The sequence below is a fragment of the Chryseobacterium carnipullorum genome, assembly GCF_003815695.1.
Classification (GTDB): Bacteria; Bacteroidota; Bacteroidia; order Flavobacteriales; family Weeksellaceae; genus Chryseobacterium; species Chryseobacterium carnipullorum.
In genome coordinates, this window is sequence record NZ_CP033920.1 from 4,731,555 (window position 1) to 4,749,444 (window position 17,890).

At 35.5% G+C, this 17,890-nt stretch carries 12 protein-coding genes; 3 read left to right on the top strand and 9 right to left on the bottom strand.

The genetic code is table 11. The annotated features are described in order from the left end of the window. Positions 1 to 37 precede the first annotated feature (37 nt). The gene (locus tag EG346_RS21525; RefSeq protein WP_123881461.1) at positions 38 to 1,624 is read right to left on the bottom strand and encodes a sensor histidine kinase; all 1,587 of its coding nucleotides are present in this window, start codon (positions 1,622 to 1,624) and stop codon (positions 38 to 40) included. 926 nt (positions 1,625 to 2,550) lie between these two features. On the opposite strand from EG346_RS21525, the gene EG346_RS21530 reads away from it, so the two are divergent. Both EG346_RS21530 and EG346_RS21535 read left to right on the top strand, forming a co-directional pair. Next, on the top strand, positions 2,551 to 2,832 hold the full coding sequence (locus EG346_RS21530; RefSeq protein ID WP_123881463.1) for a DUF3817 domain-containing protein: 282 nt from the start codon (positions 2,551 to 2,553) through the stop codon (positions 2,830 to 2,832). Between the two features lie 251 nt (positions 2,833 to 3,083). Next, positions 3,084 to 4,469 (top strand): MAC/perforin domain-containing protein, encoded by a 1,386-nt coding sequence (locus EG346_RS21535; RefSeq protein WP_123881465.1) that lies wholly within the window; start codon positions 3,084 to 3,086, stop codon positions 4,467 to 4,469. 283 nt (positions 4,470 to 4,752) lie between these two features. Here EG346_RS21535 and EG346_RS21540 read toward each other — a convergent pair whose 3' ends face one another. From EG346_RS21540 to EG346_RS21575, 8 genes are all read right to left on the bottom strand, one after another. Then, on the bottom strand, positions 4,753 to 5,127 hold the full coding sequence (locus tag EG346_RS21540) for a hypothetical protein (protein ID WP_123881467.1): 375 nt from the start codon (positions 5,125 to 5,127) through the stop codon (positions 4,753 to 4,755). A gap of 125 nt (positions 5,128 to 5,252) precedes the next feature. Next, positions 5,253 to 6,053 (bottom strand): phage tail-like protein, encoded by an 801-nt coding sequence (locus EG346_RS21545; protein WP_123881469.1) that lies wholly within the window; start codon positions 6,051 to 6,053, stop codon positions 5,253 to 5,255. Between the two features lie 490 nt (positions 6,054 to 6,543). Further along, positions 6,544 to 7,482, bottom strand: a complete 939-nt coding sequence (locus EG346_RS21550; protein WP_123881472.1) for a DUF535 family protein — start codon at positions 7,480 to 7,482, stop codon at positions 6,544 to 6,546. A 715-nt stretch (positions 7,483 to 8,197) separates the two neighbouring features. After that, positions 8,198 to 9,142 (bottom strand): DUF4421 family protein, encoded by a 945-nt coding sequence (locus EG346_RS21555; protein ID WP_164466257.1) that lies wholly within the window; start codon positions 9,140 to 9,142, stop codon positions 8,198 to 8,200. 202 nt (positions 9,143 to 9,344) lie between these two features. Next, entirely contained in the window at positions 9,345 to 9,860 is a 516-nt protein-coding gene (locus EG346_RS21560) for a hypothetical protein (protein WP_123881476.1), read from the bottom strand. A 340-nt stretch (positions 9,861 to 10,200) separates the two neighbouring features. Then, positions 10,201 to 12,276, bottom strand: a complete 2,076-nt coding sequence (locus EG346_RS21565; protein ID WP_123881478.1) for a hypothetical protein — start codon at positions 12,274 to 12,276, stop codon at positions 10,201 to 10,203. Between the two features lie 529 nt (positions 12,277 to 12,805). Continuing rightward, complete coding sequence (locus EG346_RS21570) at positions 12,806 to 14,176, bottom strand: tetratricopeptide repeat protein (protein ID WP_123881480.1); 1,371 nt, start codon at positions 14,174 to 14,176, stop codon at positions 12,806 to 12,808. Positions 14,177 to 14,442: 266 nt separating this feature from the next. Next, a complete protein-coding gene (locus EG346_RS21575; protein ID WP_123881482.1) occupies positions 14,443 to 14,883 on the bottom strand; it encodes a hypothetical protein in 441 nt (146 codons plus the stop codon). Positions 14,884 to 15,564: 681 nt separating this feature from the next. Here EG346_RS21575 and EG346_RS21580 point away from each other — a divergent pair. Further along, a complete protein-coding gene (locus EG346_RS21580) occupies positions 15,565 to 17,796 on the top strand; it encodes a beta strand repeat-containing protein (protein WP_123881484.1) in 2,232 nt (743 codons plus the stop codon). The last annotated feature ends 94 nt before the right edge of the window (positions 17,797 to 17,890 follow it).

A 17,890-nucleotide genomic window follows, 5' to 3' on the forward strand; every position in this document is an offset into this window, starting at 1 on the left:
GAGAGGTAGTTTTTCGGGAGTGAATGGATTTCATTTTTTATTCTAATAATGGTAAAATACATACGAAATATTCACCATCTACGGAAATATTAACAGAATTCTTTTTAAAATAATCATAAACCTGATTCAAATAGTCAATTCCGAATTTGGCTCCCTGAACATCTTCGCCCGTTTTAGGCTGCCAGGTATTCTTCACTTTGATCTCTTCGCTTTCCACAGTGATGAGAATGTCCAGTGGATGATCTATGGTAGCGATATTGTGCTTTATAGCATTTTCTACCACCATCTGAAGAGACAGATACGGAATCCGCTTTTCCAGACTTTTGGGATGATGAACGATCAGATCAAAGGTGAGTTCTTCATCAAATCTACTTTTCAAAAGCTCCATGTACTGCTGGATAAACTTGATTTCCTGCGCTACAGGGACGATGTTTTCCTGTGGAGGTACGATAAGGTATCTGTAGATCCTGGAAAGATTCATGGTGAACCGTTGTGCATTATCTTTATTGATCCCGATGAGCATATAAAGAGAGTTCAGCGAGTTGAAGAGGAAGTGCGGATTGATGTTATTTTTAAGCTGCTGAAGCTGGTGCAGGGCTTCTACCCTGTGCATTTTTTCATTCTCTACCAACAGCAAGTTTTTTTCGGACTGTATCTTTTCTTTTTCTTTATAAGCTATGTTGGCTGCCCTGTGAAATAAGATGAAAACGGCTACAATAAGGAACAAGGCCGCCAGAAATATATAGACGGTATACATTTTTGTATTGCTGACGCTTTCATCGATCAGGAAATTCACATGATTGACCACCGCGTAGCCATCAAAATTATCAGTTTTCAATGGTTTTACGAATCGGGTTACCTCCAGATTAAGATATTCCGAAACGCCCGTTCCTTCGGTGTAACCGGATTTTGTTGCACTGCATAAGGTATCTTTTGGTTGAACATCTGTAAAATCGAAAATATTTCTGCCTAAATATTTCTTTTCAGGATGGGAAATGCAGATGCCTTCTTTGGTAAAAACATAGGCATAATTGTTCAGGCTTTTATCGATATTGGAGAAATATTCGTGAAGGTCGTTCAGGCTTACCGCAGAACCGTAATAGAGTCTATTTTTCCTGGGCAGTACCAGTGAGTCGTAGCTTACCCAATAGGTTGTGTCTTTTCGTGTGGTCAGGAAATCTCTGAAATGTCCGGATCTGTTGTTTTCTATTTTGGTATACCTTACGTCTGCTGATTTCTTTGTCAGCACATCTGATAAAGTACTGTTGCTTACAGATTTTCCGGAAGCTGCATCATAATAGGAATACCAGCTGTAGGGCAACAGGCTTCCTTTTCTGTTCATATTGTTTAAAACGGAAGAATACTCTTTATAGTTTTTCAATCCGTCTTTCCGGATGAGGGCCCGCAGCAGGTACTGGTATTCTTCTATATTCCTGAATTCTTTTTCCAGCGTTTCGTATTTCTGAAAAAAGGTTTTCTTGGCAAAACCTTCATTGTTTTTCCGGCTGTCGCGGGTAATGAGGAAACTCAGTACCGCAAAGGCAACGACCGCAATGAAACAGGCCGATATAGCGGCTATATAAATCGATTTCTGGGCGAGTATGTGTTTAAAATTAGTATTCATTTCTTTCCTTCTTCTTCATTATATTCAATGATCAAACGATTAAAATCTGATGATCAGATTCTTCTTATGCGTCCAATGGATGCACTTTTTATGGGGTGTGATTTTATGAGGTGTATTTTTACAGGTTCTTTGTCTTGAAATCAAAGATTCGACGTAGTCAAACAAAAGGCCCAAAGTTCAAGGCTGGGATCTTCCGTTACCAGAATACTTTTTTAATGCAAAGTTTGATTCTGATCCTGCTTATTGTAAAGGCTGCAAAGAGGGAGTCAATTGCATTGATTCTTTTAAGCGGGTGTTTTTTCCTTACGTTTTGTCAACGGCTCTACCGACTCCTTTGTTCTCCTTCACATATAAAGCATTTTTATAAACATTTGCATTAAAACAAATTTTACAAAGTGCTTCAAAAAACAAGATTTCCCTGATCTCCGGATTCTGGTAGTTCCTGCCTAATATGATTTCCAAAAAGTTACATCCTGTATCCGTGACTTTTTTCCATAAAAAAGTTCCATTAGCCTTCTAATGGAATGAGTTTTTTTCTGCGGAGATTTGGAGAATTACTGCCGAGCACTTAATGCCCCTTTTACCTTTTGCAATACCATTAAAAATAAGTTGCAAATATACCATTAAATATTGAAAGCGTCTTGCAGTAATCGTTGCTAAAATCAAATAAAACTGCTTCACAAGTCACCAGAACCGATTATCAGTACCTTTTCCTTCAACTTCCCGGCTTACCTCCCCGCGGAGACAGCCATTAAAAATGCGTCATCTCAATGCTCTTGGATACTATTGTAAAATTACGATCAAATCATTTTTCTTACTATAAATAACCAATATCATCCCCGCAGGAGCGTTCCACTGTTGTCCATTCCAATGGAATAAGTTATTATTGTCTGAGAAAATAATCTTTTGACCGCATAATTATTCAGATGATCAATATATACCGTAAAACAGCTTTAATTGAAGGTTTTTCCTATCTGATTCTCCTCTTCATTGCCATGCCTTTAAAATACTTTTTTAATATTCCGGAAGGAGTAAAATATTTTGGATGGATCCATGGGGTTTTGTTTCTGATATTTATGGTAGCTCTCGTAGCAGCCGCAATACAATACAGATGGAGTTTTAAAAGAATTATGCTGTATCTGATAGCTTCTGTCCTTCCATTTGTCCCTTTGATTCTGGATAAAGGTCTCAAAAAAGAGTATTCTTAAAAAACAAAGTGAACTTTCCCCTATTATTACCTTTTATCAGTCACAATTACTGGTCATCAAATTGAGTAGCCGTTTTCAGACACTGAACACGCTCGTGATTTTCGTGACCCTTATTTTAGAATTTAAAAGTTTAAACAGGTTCAGTAATTTAACTAAATATTAAATTCACTAAATAATGACATATATCATTACGTGATTATTTTTTCCCTGTCTGTTGAATATTATATTTGCCGGAAACTTTTAATAATATTATGAAAAAACAAATTTTATTTTGCGTCAGTAGTTTACTGATGCTTTTCATGAGTTCATGTTCTACAGAAGAGCTGAATACTGACGTAACGCCCGGCATTCCAGAAGTAAAAGCCGATCGTTTGTCGGCTGCCAAATTTGCAGGAGACGGAATTTATGATGTCTTAGGGCATGGTTATGATGTTACCGGTGAATATGCCAATGCTACTGCAGCGGGTTTTAAAGTGATCGATATTGATCGTTTTAAAACAGAACAGGCAAACAGGTTAGTGAGCGAAAATACATTCTCACAGGAATATGTTGAAGAATATGGTGAAAATGCAGAGTCGTATTCTAAAATGGTTTCTACCAAAGTAAATGTTACTGCCGGTATCCCACTGTTTAAGAAAACACTTTCAGTAGGATTCAATTCAGCAGTGACCACAAACAATAAGTTTGATGCAAAATACATCTACGGAAGTTATAACCTGACGATCAAACAGAAAAGATTAAGATTCAATGCAACCACAGATATGTTGGGAGATTATCTTACTCCTGAGTTTGTTCAGGATCTGCAGACAAAAACTCCACAACAGATTGTACAGGACTACGGAACTCACGTAGCACTCGATATCTATACAGGTGCTAAACTGGATGTTCTGTTCCAGGCAGAAACAAGAAGCCAAAGCCGTGATCGTGCTGCAAGAATCGGGGTGAAAGTAGGAATGAAAGATATTTTTGATGTAGATGTTACCAATGATGTGAATACTGCTGAATCATCCATGAACTATTCTAAAAAATTAGCCTATAAAACCAGAGGAGGAGATCCTTCAAAAGGATTGGTAGGAGACCTGAACCTTGATCAGACCAATCCTAAAATTAATATTTCCAACTGGCAGAACAGCTCTAATGCAAGCAATTCAGTTTTGGTAGATTTTGGAAACAACGGATTGGTGATTATTTACGATCTGGTGAAAGATGCAGCTAAAAAAGCTCAGCTTAAAGCGTATGTAGATCAATATCTTATCGATAATAAAGTTTATCTTGAATTCAATACTATTTCAATTTACAGATATTACAATGGATTAGATCATTACTATACAAAAACTCCGGGAAGCTATAGCGGATATTATTTTGAAGGGATAGAGTTCAATGCATTCTTATATAAAGCTCCAAACACTGTTCCTATTTACAGATATTACAACGGGAAAGATCACTATTATACAAGAACTCCGGGGTATTACCAGGGGTATGTAGAAGAGGGAATTGAGTTTAACGCATTTGCAACCCAGCAGCCTAACACTGTTCCTATTTACAGATATTGGAATGGTAAAGATCATTATTATTCAAGATCAAGTGTAAAACCATCTGGTTATGTATTTGAAGGAATTGAATTCTATGCCTATTAATTAAATATATTGATATTTTACAAGCAGACCGTCTCATTTTTGGGACGGTTTTTTTGTTGCTGTGATGAAGAGAATTTATTAACTGTTTTCGAGCATAATTCAACAATCTTTAAATATTAGTCATTTCGAATTAAAGTATCTGTGGGTCAATTCCAAAAGCCAGATTTAACTTTCGATACAGAAACACCAGAACTAAATTTTTGCCAAACTGTTCCGTCAAAATAATAATAGAAAAACCCAGTCTAAATTAGACTCGGTTTTTCTATTATTTGAGGTGCTTTCCTTAGATTTTTTTATAAGTTAAAGAAATGTTGTTTCCGTTGTTTATGAAAGAAATTGTTCTTTTATTTTCATCGAAATAATCAACATTAAATTTTGTTATATTTTTTCCAACTGTTATACTCAAAATCTGGACATTATTTTCTTTTGTTAATTCCCATTTTCCTTTATTCCTTTTTTTTCCGATTGTTGCTTCAAAGCTTGAATTTTGCATGAAATCCTGAAACACCGTATCACTCCCAAAAATTGATTTTATATCCTTAGGCTGGCTGTTAATCTGAGTTTCTACCAGTTGCCATTTGCCAATTAATTCTTTTGAAGTTTGAGCTTTAAATATGCCGGCTAAAGAAAGGCATACAATTAAAATGTACTTTCTCATTTTTTGATTTTTTTATGTTTGTATTTAATATTTTTTTACTGTCAGATCAGGAATTTGATTTTAAAATCGATTGGTCTGATTAAGAAATCTGCTGTTGAAAGAAAATTATCTGTCTATACCAGGTGCTAATCTCCAATTCTAAAAATCAGCAAGTGAGTAGATTGCCCCCTCAGAGTCATCCCGTCTCCCCAACAGTTTCCGGACTGTCCTCTCCCCAATTCCACCCGCCAGGCTCTGTTCCCCGTAAACACTGTTGTATAGGTAATACTACCACCATGATTAGAACTTGCTCCTTCGATGTGGCTAGCTGTACTGTGTACTCTTGTAACGCCAGCCCCAATTCCCTCAGGAAAATCAACATAATACGAACTTATGTTACAGCCTGTTGCATTATGTATTGCTTCATACACTAATGTAATCTGATATGTACCCGGAGGAAACGCAACGGTAGAATTAGATGCATTATAAGTAAGGCCAGGTATGGCATTTTTAATTTGTGCAAGATTGAATACTCTTGTAGCTTGGCCTGCAGTCTGTGCAGTTAAAAAGCTTGGAATATCGGCAGTGACACGAAAATAGGCAGGCATAGGAGTTGAAATATCAGGACTCATTTTTTGCCAGATACTGCCATCAAAATAATAATAACCTACTGTTGTGATGTTAGCTCTCGTAGAAACAGTATCTCCCCCACTGATGTCCGTAATATAGATCATAGTACCTTTTTCACTTCCGGTATATAATGCATTTCCTTTATTGGTAAGCTCTTGTCTGGTAAGTCTGGGTACGGTAATGCCATCTTTTTTAGATAAATCAGATGGACTTGCAGCGACATCAAGTGTGGTTGTCGGGGAAGCTGTATTGATACCGACTTGCGAAAAGAAAAGAATCGGTATAAAACAAATTAGTAAAAAAATGGATTTTTTCATCATATAAGTTTTTGTAAGTTTTATGGTTTTTCGAAAGAGAATATATGTAAGGTTTAATCTGTGATTATTTAAAATCAAATTGTATAAACTCATCAATACTTAAACAGATAGATTTTAAATTGTTTTTCTCATTCTTTGTAAAGTAATAAAGAATTACTATTTCTTCGAGTACAAATTTATGGGGAAATGGAGTGATAAAGCTTAAATAACATACATCATAGGTACATCATATACGAATAAATCAGTTTGGTAACAAAACGACGTGGGGCTCTCATTGCCTTTGCTTCTAATTAGATTCGTCGAAATATCTTGTAGGTTTCTCTAGCCATCCGAGGACTTCCATATCTGCTGCCGTTTGGATCTTAAACTCTAAACTATAATTTTTCTGATCTTTTTCATACTCTTAAAGATAAAGAGTATAAGAACCGTGTCCTAACAAAGGTTGCTACTTCAATCACTATTTGTGACAAATTGATATGCAGTACTTTTTCTACCGAGAGAGAAATTCTTCTATATCTAATAAAATCAAATTGACTAATTCATATCTTTTTTTGTAATAAGCCCGTTTATGAGATTTTATATTATTAATGTCTTTACGCACAGTTTTTACAGGTAGTCTGTACCACCCGTCTTTCTGATAATCTCCTCCAAGTTCATTCCAGAAACCATCGTAAGAAAATGCAATAGTATGCAACCGTGGAAGATGAATAAAGTGCTTTCTTTTCTGAGCCTGTATTCCGTCTCCTATTCCATAAATCTCCTTTATATCTAAATCATTAATTAATTTCTGAAGCAATTCAACTAATAGAGCTTTTGGCCGTATACCATACATCAGTTTTTGAGCTTTTTTTGTAACATAAGTTCCTTCTGTCTGAGGCCTTCCCTGTAAACAGCCAATCCAACAAACCCAATGGTCTGGAGATTGTTCTTCAAAAGAAAATGCAATGGAAGAAATCACACCGTGCAATTCCCCGCAAAATAATGACATAACAATCTCACCTTCTTTTCTGTAACGATCATCATACCCTATAATAACCCTCGCTTCTGTTCCATCTTTTAGCAAAAATTTTGAAATGACTATTTCCTGTGAAATTAAGTTTCTTTTCCCTTTTTTTGAAAGAAGAAAGGTATAGGTATCAATAATAACTTTCATTTTCTGTTCTTTAGTCCAAGTAATTGACATATATGCTTTAAAGGGTTTTAGGAATAGCCTCGGTCTAAAGAATAAGATTTCAGAAAATTCTGAAGAATTAATTTTATTAAACCACTTTTTAGCAAAAAAAGGATTGAACATCGCCAGGAAAAAACTTTTATACTGCTGTTTTATTCTGTATTTTTTCTTTTCGTCAGAAAATGCAAATTTTGCAAGTTTCCATCCTTTTATACCAGAGGTTAATAAAGGAAAATTGGAGAACATATTTTTTTTCATTTATATTTTTATTTATACTGATCCATCAATAGCATCTTGAGACTGATCCGGCATAGACAAAGTAAAGTACCTACAGAAATCCGTTTTTCACAAAACTCACCACCACCGTCAACATTTTCACTAACTTGTTTCTCCACATAGTCCCGGTTAGGTACTCGGAATCTGATTTTAAAGGTTTATACTTTGGAAGGTCACATTTATAACTAAGCACATACTAATCACCAATAAACAAGTACTATCCATGAGCCTTTAACAGTTCTAAAGTCTCAAAAAAATCCGCATCTATTTTGCGCATGGTGCAATTTGGTATTGTAACCGATTATAGGCTTCAATCAGCATCGTTACTATTAAATCTCAGTCCCCCAATTGTTGTAACATATGGGCATGATATTGATCAAGAAAAATAGTACATAAGGAATATTTGTATTATTAATTATTTGATTATTCTACAGTTCAATATCAAGGAAATACATCAATAAAAACTACTTTCTGTAATTTGAGATATTGCATTATAATTAACCGTTAATTTAATTTTTTCATTATAACAGAAGAAAGCTTACTAATAAGTTGATTCGTAAAAATCCATCGAAATCCTATCTTAATTGAAGATTATAGCATTTACATACAGCTTACCTATTTTTTTAATTATACAAATACTTAGTTAATTTTGTTAAATAAGTTACGATCTGATTTTATACCTTAATTATTGACTTTTTCATAAAAAATTTATTTTATTTTTCACCCAATAAGAGCTTTTCTGCAAGATTTTTGGTGCATAAAATCGATATCCTATATATAAATTGGAATACTGCAGCATATAGTTCACTTTAAACTCATCTTCTTTATAATTCTGAAAATTAATTTGATGCTGAATGCCCATAAAGAAATTCTTCCACTGATAATTGAGGTTTAGATTTAGGTTTAAATTTAAAATCCTTGTTGCGTAAGCTTTATTTTGGTCGGAATTATCTTGAACATAGCTCAAACCATATCCACTGCCAGCTTTACCAGACAGTAACAAATTTTTGTTTAATAAAACCCAATTATATTGGTAAGATATTTCGGGAATTATATTGTACCTCCTTTGATTACTTTTCTGCTCATCCTGCTTATTATCAAGTTGGGTATAACTATAATTTGCCGTAAAAATAAATGACCCTGCATTCTTTTTCTGCATTTCTGTCTGATTGTTTACCGCTCTGAAAGATAATTTTTTCGCATTCGCAACATAGGAAGTACTTCCACCAACTTTCATGACTTTAAAATCAGGTAGCTGTACATAAGGTAAATCATCTGTCCAGACAGGTAAGAAATCCTGAGTATTTTTTATGTAGAATCCTTTCGTTTGATCATAATATACAGATTGCATCCAGTGGTTTTTAAAAAAGGTAAAGGAGACATCAAATCCTACCGTATTCCCCTTTTTTTCATTGTCGGTTTGATTACCTGTCCATCTTTTCGGTAAACCAATCGAGAGGGAAAAAAAATCATATTCAGCCGATACATTGTACTTGTACGCGATGTTAGGTGCAAAGTTTAGCAATATATTATTATTCTTTACATGAAATTCGTTGATTTTATCATCTGCATTTATTTTTAATACTACTTTTTCGTAAAAACTTTTAATATAAGAAGAATCTCTTTCAAATTTTTCTTTCATCGGTTTTTCGGTTTGGGAATTGATTGCAAAAGGATATAGAAATATACACAGATACAAAAATTTCATGTTATGTATGTGCTAATTGGTTAATTAATATTTGGGCTGTAAAAAATCAAACAATGCTTAAATTCAATTAAAAAAGACAATAGTACACAACAAAAACTTAGTGTAAATGACCTTGAATTTAAATATAATGCCAATATCATAGCGAGCTTGTCACAGAAAAATCTGGTTTCTCTCCTGCCGGAACGATGAATATATCACTTCCTTGTAAAGTATCCTCCGGATCAAAATAATAACCAGCCGTGATATTATAGGATTTACTTATCGATTTCCCAGATTGATCATAGGTTTGTATAGTAGCTTTTACAGTATGTGTTTTGGGACGAAGTACTAGTTGTTTTCCTGTTAATCTTAATCCAGTTGCATTAATGCAATTAAATTCAATGCCGTGTATTTTATTAAAATATTCCGGATAATTGCTTTCTCTGATGTAAAATGACTTGCCGGAATTATTCTTGGCAGTTGCAGTTACTTTATACCTTTCATAGTTTTTTCCTTTAATTTCAACCGTTTCTTTATTTGTAATTGCTATAGAGACATTTATTCCATTGATATCAACAGTTTGTCCGTCCGAAATTTTTTGTGCTAAAGCACTGATAAATCCAGTTAAAGTCATAAATACCGAAAGAAAAAATGTACTTATCATTGGTTTCATATTAAAATTATTTTTTTTTTATTTTTCTGATTATTTAAAGAACATAATAATTCCAATTTCTGGTGCCGTTGTTAAATTAGATACAACAACCAAAATATTTTGAGTAGTTTAGGTAAATTTTTTTTATAATTTGGCAGTAAGCAATGTTAAGATTGGACTCATGATCATTGCTGTCATATTGGTAAAAAAAGATAACTATGGAGCAAGGTTGTCATCCATAGAGCAAGAAGTAAATAAAATTACTTAATAAATTTTGGAAATTACAGCCCGGAATATTTCTATCCCGGTTTCTGTAAGCCTTTTGATATTTCTATAATTTTTTTTGATGATGTACAATAATTTATTTTCCTAAATAAACGAACATATTTACACTTAAACTTTGAGGTTGTATATTGATGGACTGCTGTGCTACACCGCCGTTTACACTATTAGTGGTAAATGTATGGTTGTGCTGATCTTGAGCCAGTACATTAGTATTACGGTTGTTTTCCTCTCTCCAACCAGTACCTATTTTTCCTGCTAAAAATGTACGTGATTGTACGTTGTCTGATGGTTTGCCATTATTATAAATAATATCATACCTTATACTCGGAGCTACAGAGCTGGTTGCACCCGAAAGCTGAAAATCAGGCAATTGACCCCTTGATATTGTACGATTGTTGTTACTGCTTATACTTCCTAGGGCAGTATTATTTTGTACAAGGTAAGAGTTGGAGGCGTTAGGAAGGTAGGATGAAAAGCCTATAGAATTTGCCGCCCCTCTTTGGGTAATGGTCAGATTGCCTAGCGGTCTTCCATCTAATTTTACCCAACCGTTATGATCAGAATTTGAAAAACTGGGTTTAACATCGCCAATATTTTGTGGGACTGCGCCAGCGGTACCTCCGTCGGTAGATCTCCAGTACGAATTACTGAAAACATATTCCAGTACGTTACCGTTGGGAACAGTTACCCCATCCAGTGTGGTTCCAAAACCACCTGTAGTATTATTATAAACAATAAGACGCTGCCCTGCATTAGGAGCCACAGGTGCTGAAATAGATACATTTGCTGTAGCAGCACCGGTAATCCGCACTTGGCTTACATTAGGGGGAATAGCCACTGCATTACCTGATACAGATAGTACTGTTTCACGGTTGGTAATCGCTCCGTTCACGTCAAGTGTTGTTCCCGGAGAAGCTGTCGCAATACCTACATTCCCCCCTACCGGGTTTAATACTAAAGGAAGACCTGTTGCAGACGTTTTATTCTGGCTTGAAATATAGGATCCAAAAGGAGCATTGGTATAGGTTCCAAAATCAAGGGCATGACTGGTACTCCCATCAACTCTCAATGTGGCATTGGTATCTTCTATACCTAACGCTGAAGGTTGTGCATTAGCACCTTTCACCACGAGTTTATTAGTAGGTGATACCGTTCCTATTCCCACTCTTCCGGAATTAGCATCTGTAAGATACATCAACTCGTTAGAGGTCCTACCAACACTAAAAGACAGATAACGGTTGCCTGTTGTACTACTTGTAGAAACATCACCAAAGTTAATACGTGAAATGGGTCCTGTAGAAGAAGAAGAAGAAGACTTCATATTGATACCGAAATTTTCTGCACGGTTACCATAGCTATAACCATCCTCCCCAATATTAATGTCCAATGCATTTTTAGTCTGAGCTGTAGTAACGGCGGCATTAAGCAACTGGCTGCCTTCTACGTGTAATTTGCTTGAAGGAGTGGTGGTCCCAATTCCGACACGATCATTGGCTGCATCCACTGAAAAGGTATTTCCGTCTACAGAAAATGCATTGGTTTGTGTGCCTGTAAATGCCAGGTTATTAGCTCCCTGCGTTACTGCTCTGTTTCCCGTAAGGGTACCGTCTGCATTATAAATATTAATCGGTGAGGCCCCGCTCGCGCCCCCCCCATCAGTAGACCTCCAGTATGAATTACTGAAAACAAATTCCAGCGCCTTACCATTAGGAACAGTAATCCCGTCCAGGGTAGCACCGAATCCGCCCGTGGTATTGTTATAGACAATAAGACGCTGACCCGCATTAGGGGCAGCAGGGGCCGTAATAGCTACTGCTGCTGTTGCAGCACCGGTAAGCCGTATCAAACTCACATTACTAGGAATAGTAACCGTATTACCCGCAACAATTAATGCAGTTTCACGATTAGTAATTGCCCCATTCACATCCAATGTGGTACCGGGAGCGGTAAGACCCAGCCCTAGATTACCGTTGGAAGTCATCACTAAGTCGTCTTTAGCCTGAGTTATTGTGGGAGTTCCTGTTGACGGATTGTTTTTTAACCCGTCAACACTAAATATCCCCTGAGGATTAGCTGTATTAATGCCCACTTGTGATTTGACCACTAGGGAAAAAGTGATAAAAAAGCCTGTCAGTAATAATTTTTTTTTCATCATTTAGAATTTAGGTTAATAATAAAAATCTTTCTCTTTTTTGGAAAATTTCGTTAAAATAATTTGACGCAAAAGTAGATTACTCACAGGAAAAGCTTACAAATTACCCCTACAACACAGATGCATTATTAATACATCACTTATGCATTATGTCTATATTTCAGGATATTTAAATATTTTACCATTATATACAAAATAAAAACCAGATATTTACAGACTCCCTTTAAAGCAAAAACACTTAAGTGTTTTAAATCAAAATCTTTGCATTATCTAAAAAATCAGTTTCTTCTTAAACTATATCATGTCACTAAAATAGATGAGTGTATTGGCTAATACTGATCACAGCATTTTTGTTGATAAATGAAAAAAAACGGGTCTTTGAAATGATACAATTTATCTTCCACAATCAAAAAGAATTTTTTGATTATAAAAAAATATCATCATCATGATTTCCAATGTTAGTAATCGTATTTAAAGAAAAGATGAAGAATGGACTAGCCCTTTTATTAGCAATTCGCAGTCGACCTATCTATTGCTCTGAAATAGATCTGAAAAAACAATATAGATCTGTCTCGGGTTCCAGATTCAGTTTTTTTCGTATCCTATACTTTTTTGTCTGTGCAGATCTGTGTTCCATAGAGATACACTGAGCAACTTCCTTAGAAGAAAAGCCGAGCCATATCATGGCGCAAAAGGACAGATCGGATTTGGAAAGATTAGGATTAATTTTCAGCAACTCTAAACATAGTTCCGGATATGCTTCCTGAAATTTAGGAAGGAATCCTATGCTGTTATGTCTGGCAAGCTGAATAATATTTTCGTGATTTTCACTCAACTTCCTTTTTAAATTTTTTGTTTCTTTTTCTATTTCAAGAATGATTTTTTCACTTTCTTTCAGTTTGGTTCTCTTTTTTCTGATGCGTATATAAAAATAAAGGATGAATAAAATACTCAACAGCATTAAAACACTTCCGTACCATAAAGCCGTAGTACTTTCAGTTTTAAGTTCAGCCCATCCCTTTTCTTTTTCTTCGATCAGTTTATTAATAGAAAGACTTACAGCTTGATTTTGGTTTTGATCCAGGCTATCTTTTAATGAGTTTGCTTTGTTCAGATATTCATTTTCTTTATTGGGATTGTGCTCTTTTTTATAAAGTTTGGATAATTCATTGTAATTATAAAGAATAAGCATTGGTCTGTTGACCTGCTTTGCAAGCTCAGTTGACATTTTAAATGCGATAATGGCCTGATTATTTTTTTTCTGACTTTGCAGAAAATATCCATAATCCTGTAAAACAACAGCTCTCTGGAATTTGTTATGTTTGAAGCTCTTAGTTTCTAAAAGTTCAAAAGCCCACCGAAAGTAATATTCAGCGGAATCAGGCTTTACTTCATATTCAGTATAGTGTCTTCCAATATGAGCTACATCAAGAGGATTCGGATCAATTTTTGTGCATTTATGAAGGTAAATAATTGCAGAGTCAGGTCGTTTAATCTTGTACATACACATGGATCTGATTGAATAAACGTAACGTAAAAATAGGCGGCAGTCACGGTTATCTTTTCTCAACTTCAAACCATAATTCATAGCTTTCGAATTGTAATCCAAAGCCAACCTGTTCACATTTATTTTATTATAGATCTGGCAGTACTCCTGATTTATTTTACCAAAAAGAAAATTATCCCTGCATTTCTTCGATATATCTTCAGCTTTGTTTAAATATTCTAAACCTTTCTTTAAATCTCCCTTAAATAGAAACCGGTTGGCAATATTGACATATCCCATTGCTTCTCCTTCCCGGTAGCCAATTTGAGTCGCTGCTTTTATGATTCCTTTATTCCAACGGATAAGATCATCATCTGATATCCTTGTCCGAAGTACTTCGTTTGTTTTTATCAATAGAGAATCAATATTTCTTTCTGCAGATTGTTGTGAAAATAATTTTGAACAACAAATTATGAAAGAGAAGCAAAGTGTTTTATTTATTTTTTTCAAAAAGCACATTACAACAATAGATTATTTAATAATAATAGAATATTTATAAAAATAAAATAATCACAATAAATATGTCATATCAGTATATTCTAATTAGACAAAATATATGACTGTTACAGAACAGAACAAAATACCCTATACATGATAATTTATTCTTCAATAAAATATAATTATTCAGTTTTGAATGTTACCTTTTCTATATTTTTATTAACAATGATAATTAGTTTTGGGATGACAGTAAAAGACCTTTTCTCTCCAGTTTTCATCTGATAATGGTAAATAACTTCGCCCATTTGGGTTTTTTCCAGTTTTATCGGAATTATTTCAACTGCCCTGTCTGTTTCCGGATGTAAAAGAACTATCACATTTTCCTTTGAAAAATCTATAGGTGTTGGATTTCCGCTATTGCCCATAAAAGCTGCTTCATCAAAAAACTTGTTAAATTCATCCTTGGTAGTTATTACTTTTTCTACGAAGTCCGGAATTTCGCAATTGTTTTTTACAAAATAATTATGTACAGCTTTATAAGGAAGTACTGAAGTAGAATTATTTTTATTAGTCTGACAAGAATGAATAAAAATAATGAAAAGTAGAAAAATTGCTTTTTTCATAATATCTGTGTTATTTATATAATAGATGTCTTGAGTATAACATTCTCAGTTACCATATTTTTTTGCAATCTTAAGAAGAAAACATGAACATAAACAACAATTACATACAGCACAAGTACATCATATATGCATTAATGCACATTAATAGCGGTTTTGTTAAAGACTTCACTTATAAGAAAATCGCTTATTAAAATTATTATTGATCCTTTTCCTTTTGTTGAATCATTTTACTACACTTCTATATAACACTATTACATTGTCATATAAAAAAGAATAAAAAGCCTTTGAAGATGATTAAAGAATTCCAAATTCAATACTCCAAAATTGTGAATACAAAATAGAAAAAAATGCGTAATTAATTAACTATTTCACACATCAATGATAAAATAAGATATAAAATGCACACGTGATGTATCTATGATGTATGTGCAATACATACACTAATCTGTAATAAGTTTTAGTTTTGTTCAAGGAATATAATTTAAAGCTTGAGGAAATATAAAAGTAACAATACACCTAGCATAGTTTTTCTTTTGTTCTTACTTAAGTAATAACCCGCAAAACAAATTTAATTATTCAAGTCCAGAGATGTCGTTCTACCCTCAAACAATAATTAAAACATACTATTATTTTCAATACCGACACAATTAATAAAAGAAAGATATTAATTAATTATACTTTATGAAAAAAGAATTATTACTAGCAGGCTTGCTGACCACTTTTTCCCTCGTGGTCAAATCACAAGTGGGGATTAATACAAGTAATCCTCAGGGAGTATTTAACATTGACGGGTTAAAAAATAATCCGACAACCGGGGTGCCTACTGCTTCTCAGGCCAAAGATGATCTGGTGATGACTTCTAATGGTAATCTGGGGCTGGGTCTTACCACTCCCGGTACTACATTGGATGTGAACGGAGCGATTACCAATCGTGAAACCGCTGTAGCTGTTGCGGGTAATGCCGTTATTATTCCGGCTAACGTGAGTTTGGTACAGCTTACAGGAGCTGCTACTGGTGCAGTAGCTATTTCGGCTCCTGCTGCTCCTAACCCTGGCCAACGTCTTATTGTCTATAACAATACCACGGGAGGATTTGGAGCAACACTGAATGGGATTACTATACCTAATGGTAAAGTACTCGAATTTGTTTTCAGCAATTCATCCTGGAGGTCTACTGATGGAGGCGCAGCCGGAACTACTCCGGTTAATATCTATACAGCAGACGGTACTCTTGCAAGTAACAGAACGGTAATACAGGGAGCTAACACCCTTGCATTTACAGGCACACAAACCAATGCTTTTTCTGTAGATGGAAATACCTTATCAGTGGATGCTGCCAATGATCGTGTAGGAGTAGGCACGACAACACCAACTAATAAATTAGTGGTAGCCGGCACAAATGCCCAGCCTTCAGCATTAGGTACAGCCAATACCAATGCCACATTGAGAATTGATGGAAATACCAGCCACGCCCTAGACTTAGGAACCTATACCAATGCTCCTTTTGGATCCTATATCTCCAGTCAGAACAAAGCTTCAGCCACAAGCCTTCCTTTAGTATTAAACCCGGTGGGAGGAAATGTAGGCGTTAACACAACTCCCGGCACAGCATTGGATGTAAACGGAGCGATTACCAACCGTGAAACCGCTTTAGCCGTTGCAGGTAATGCCGTTGCTATTCCGGCTAACGTGAGTTTGGTACAGCTTACAGGAGCTGCTACTGGTGCAGTAGCTATTTCGGCTCCTGCTGCTCCTAATCCTGGCCAACGTCTTATTGTCTATAACAATACCACGGGCGGATTTGATGCTACACTGAATGGGGTTACTGTACCTAATGGCAAAGCACTGGAATTTGTTTTCAGCAATTCATTATGGAGATCTACGGAAGGTGGTGCAGCCGGAGCTGCTCCGGTTAATATCTATACAGCAGACGGTACTCTTGCAAGTAACAGAACGGTAATACAGGGAGCTAACACCCTGGCATTTACAGGCACACAAACCAATGCATTTTCTGTAAACGGAAATACCTTGTCAGTGGATGCAGCCAATGGTCGTGTAGGAGTCGGCACCACAACACCAACTAATAAATTAGTGGTAGCCGGCACAAATGCCCAGCCTTCAGCATTAGGCACAGCCAATACCAATGCTACGCTTAGAATTGACGGGAATACCAACCATGCTCTGGACTTTGGAACCTATGCAAACTCTCCTTTTGGATCTTATATTTCCAGTCAGAGCAAAACTGCTTCCACGGGTCTGCCTTTAGTGCTAAACCCAGTGGGTGGAAATGTGGGAGTGGGCACCAATGTTCCTAATAATTCAGCTTTGCTGGATCTCACTTCCAGCAATAAAGGTCTTTTATTGCCAAGAGTATCCCTGTCATCCACATCGGATGCCAGTACTGTTCCTTCCCCAGCCACCGGACTTATGGTGTATAACAACAATACCGCAATGTCACCTCAGGGAGAAGGAATTTATTATAACGGAGGAACAACCGCAGCACCTAACTGGGGGAAAGTAGGACCGGTTTCAAAAATGTATTTCAAGTATTATGCGTTCTCGAATCCTAATGGAGATTTTGTGTCTAATTTTGACACCAAAATACCAACAAACAAATATACTGCTATTGTTGTGGGGTCTGATACGAGTAATCATTCCGCTCTAACCTCAGGATTTAAAAATAGCTCTACCGGTTATGATTTTCAGGTGCCGGATATTTATACTTTCCAGCAAAATGGTACCTGGAGAATATATGCTGATGTTCCCAATGCAACGACTAATGGTGTTTCCAATTTTTCTTGGGGTGTCAGATTGTTAATTATTTCCAATGAACAAATGTCTCTACTTTCAGATGTTGTTTATGATTTAGGGGGCAGCAGTACCGGAGCGGCAACTGCTTCACCTGTTCCATAATAACGCATATTGTTTTCACTATTAGATTAAACTTATAAAAAACAATAGCTTAAGCACAAGCTTCTTATCTCTTACAAAAAAGAACCCTTTATAA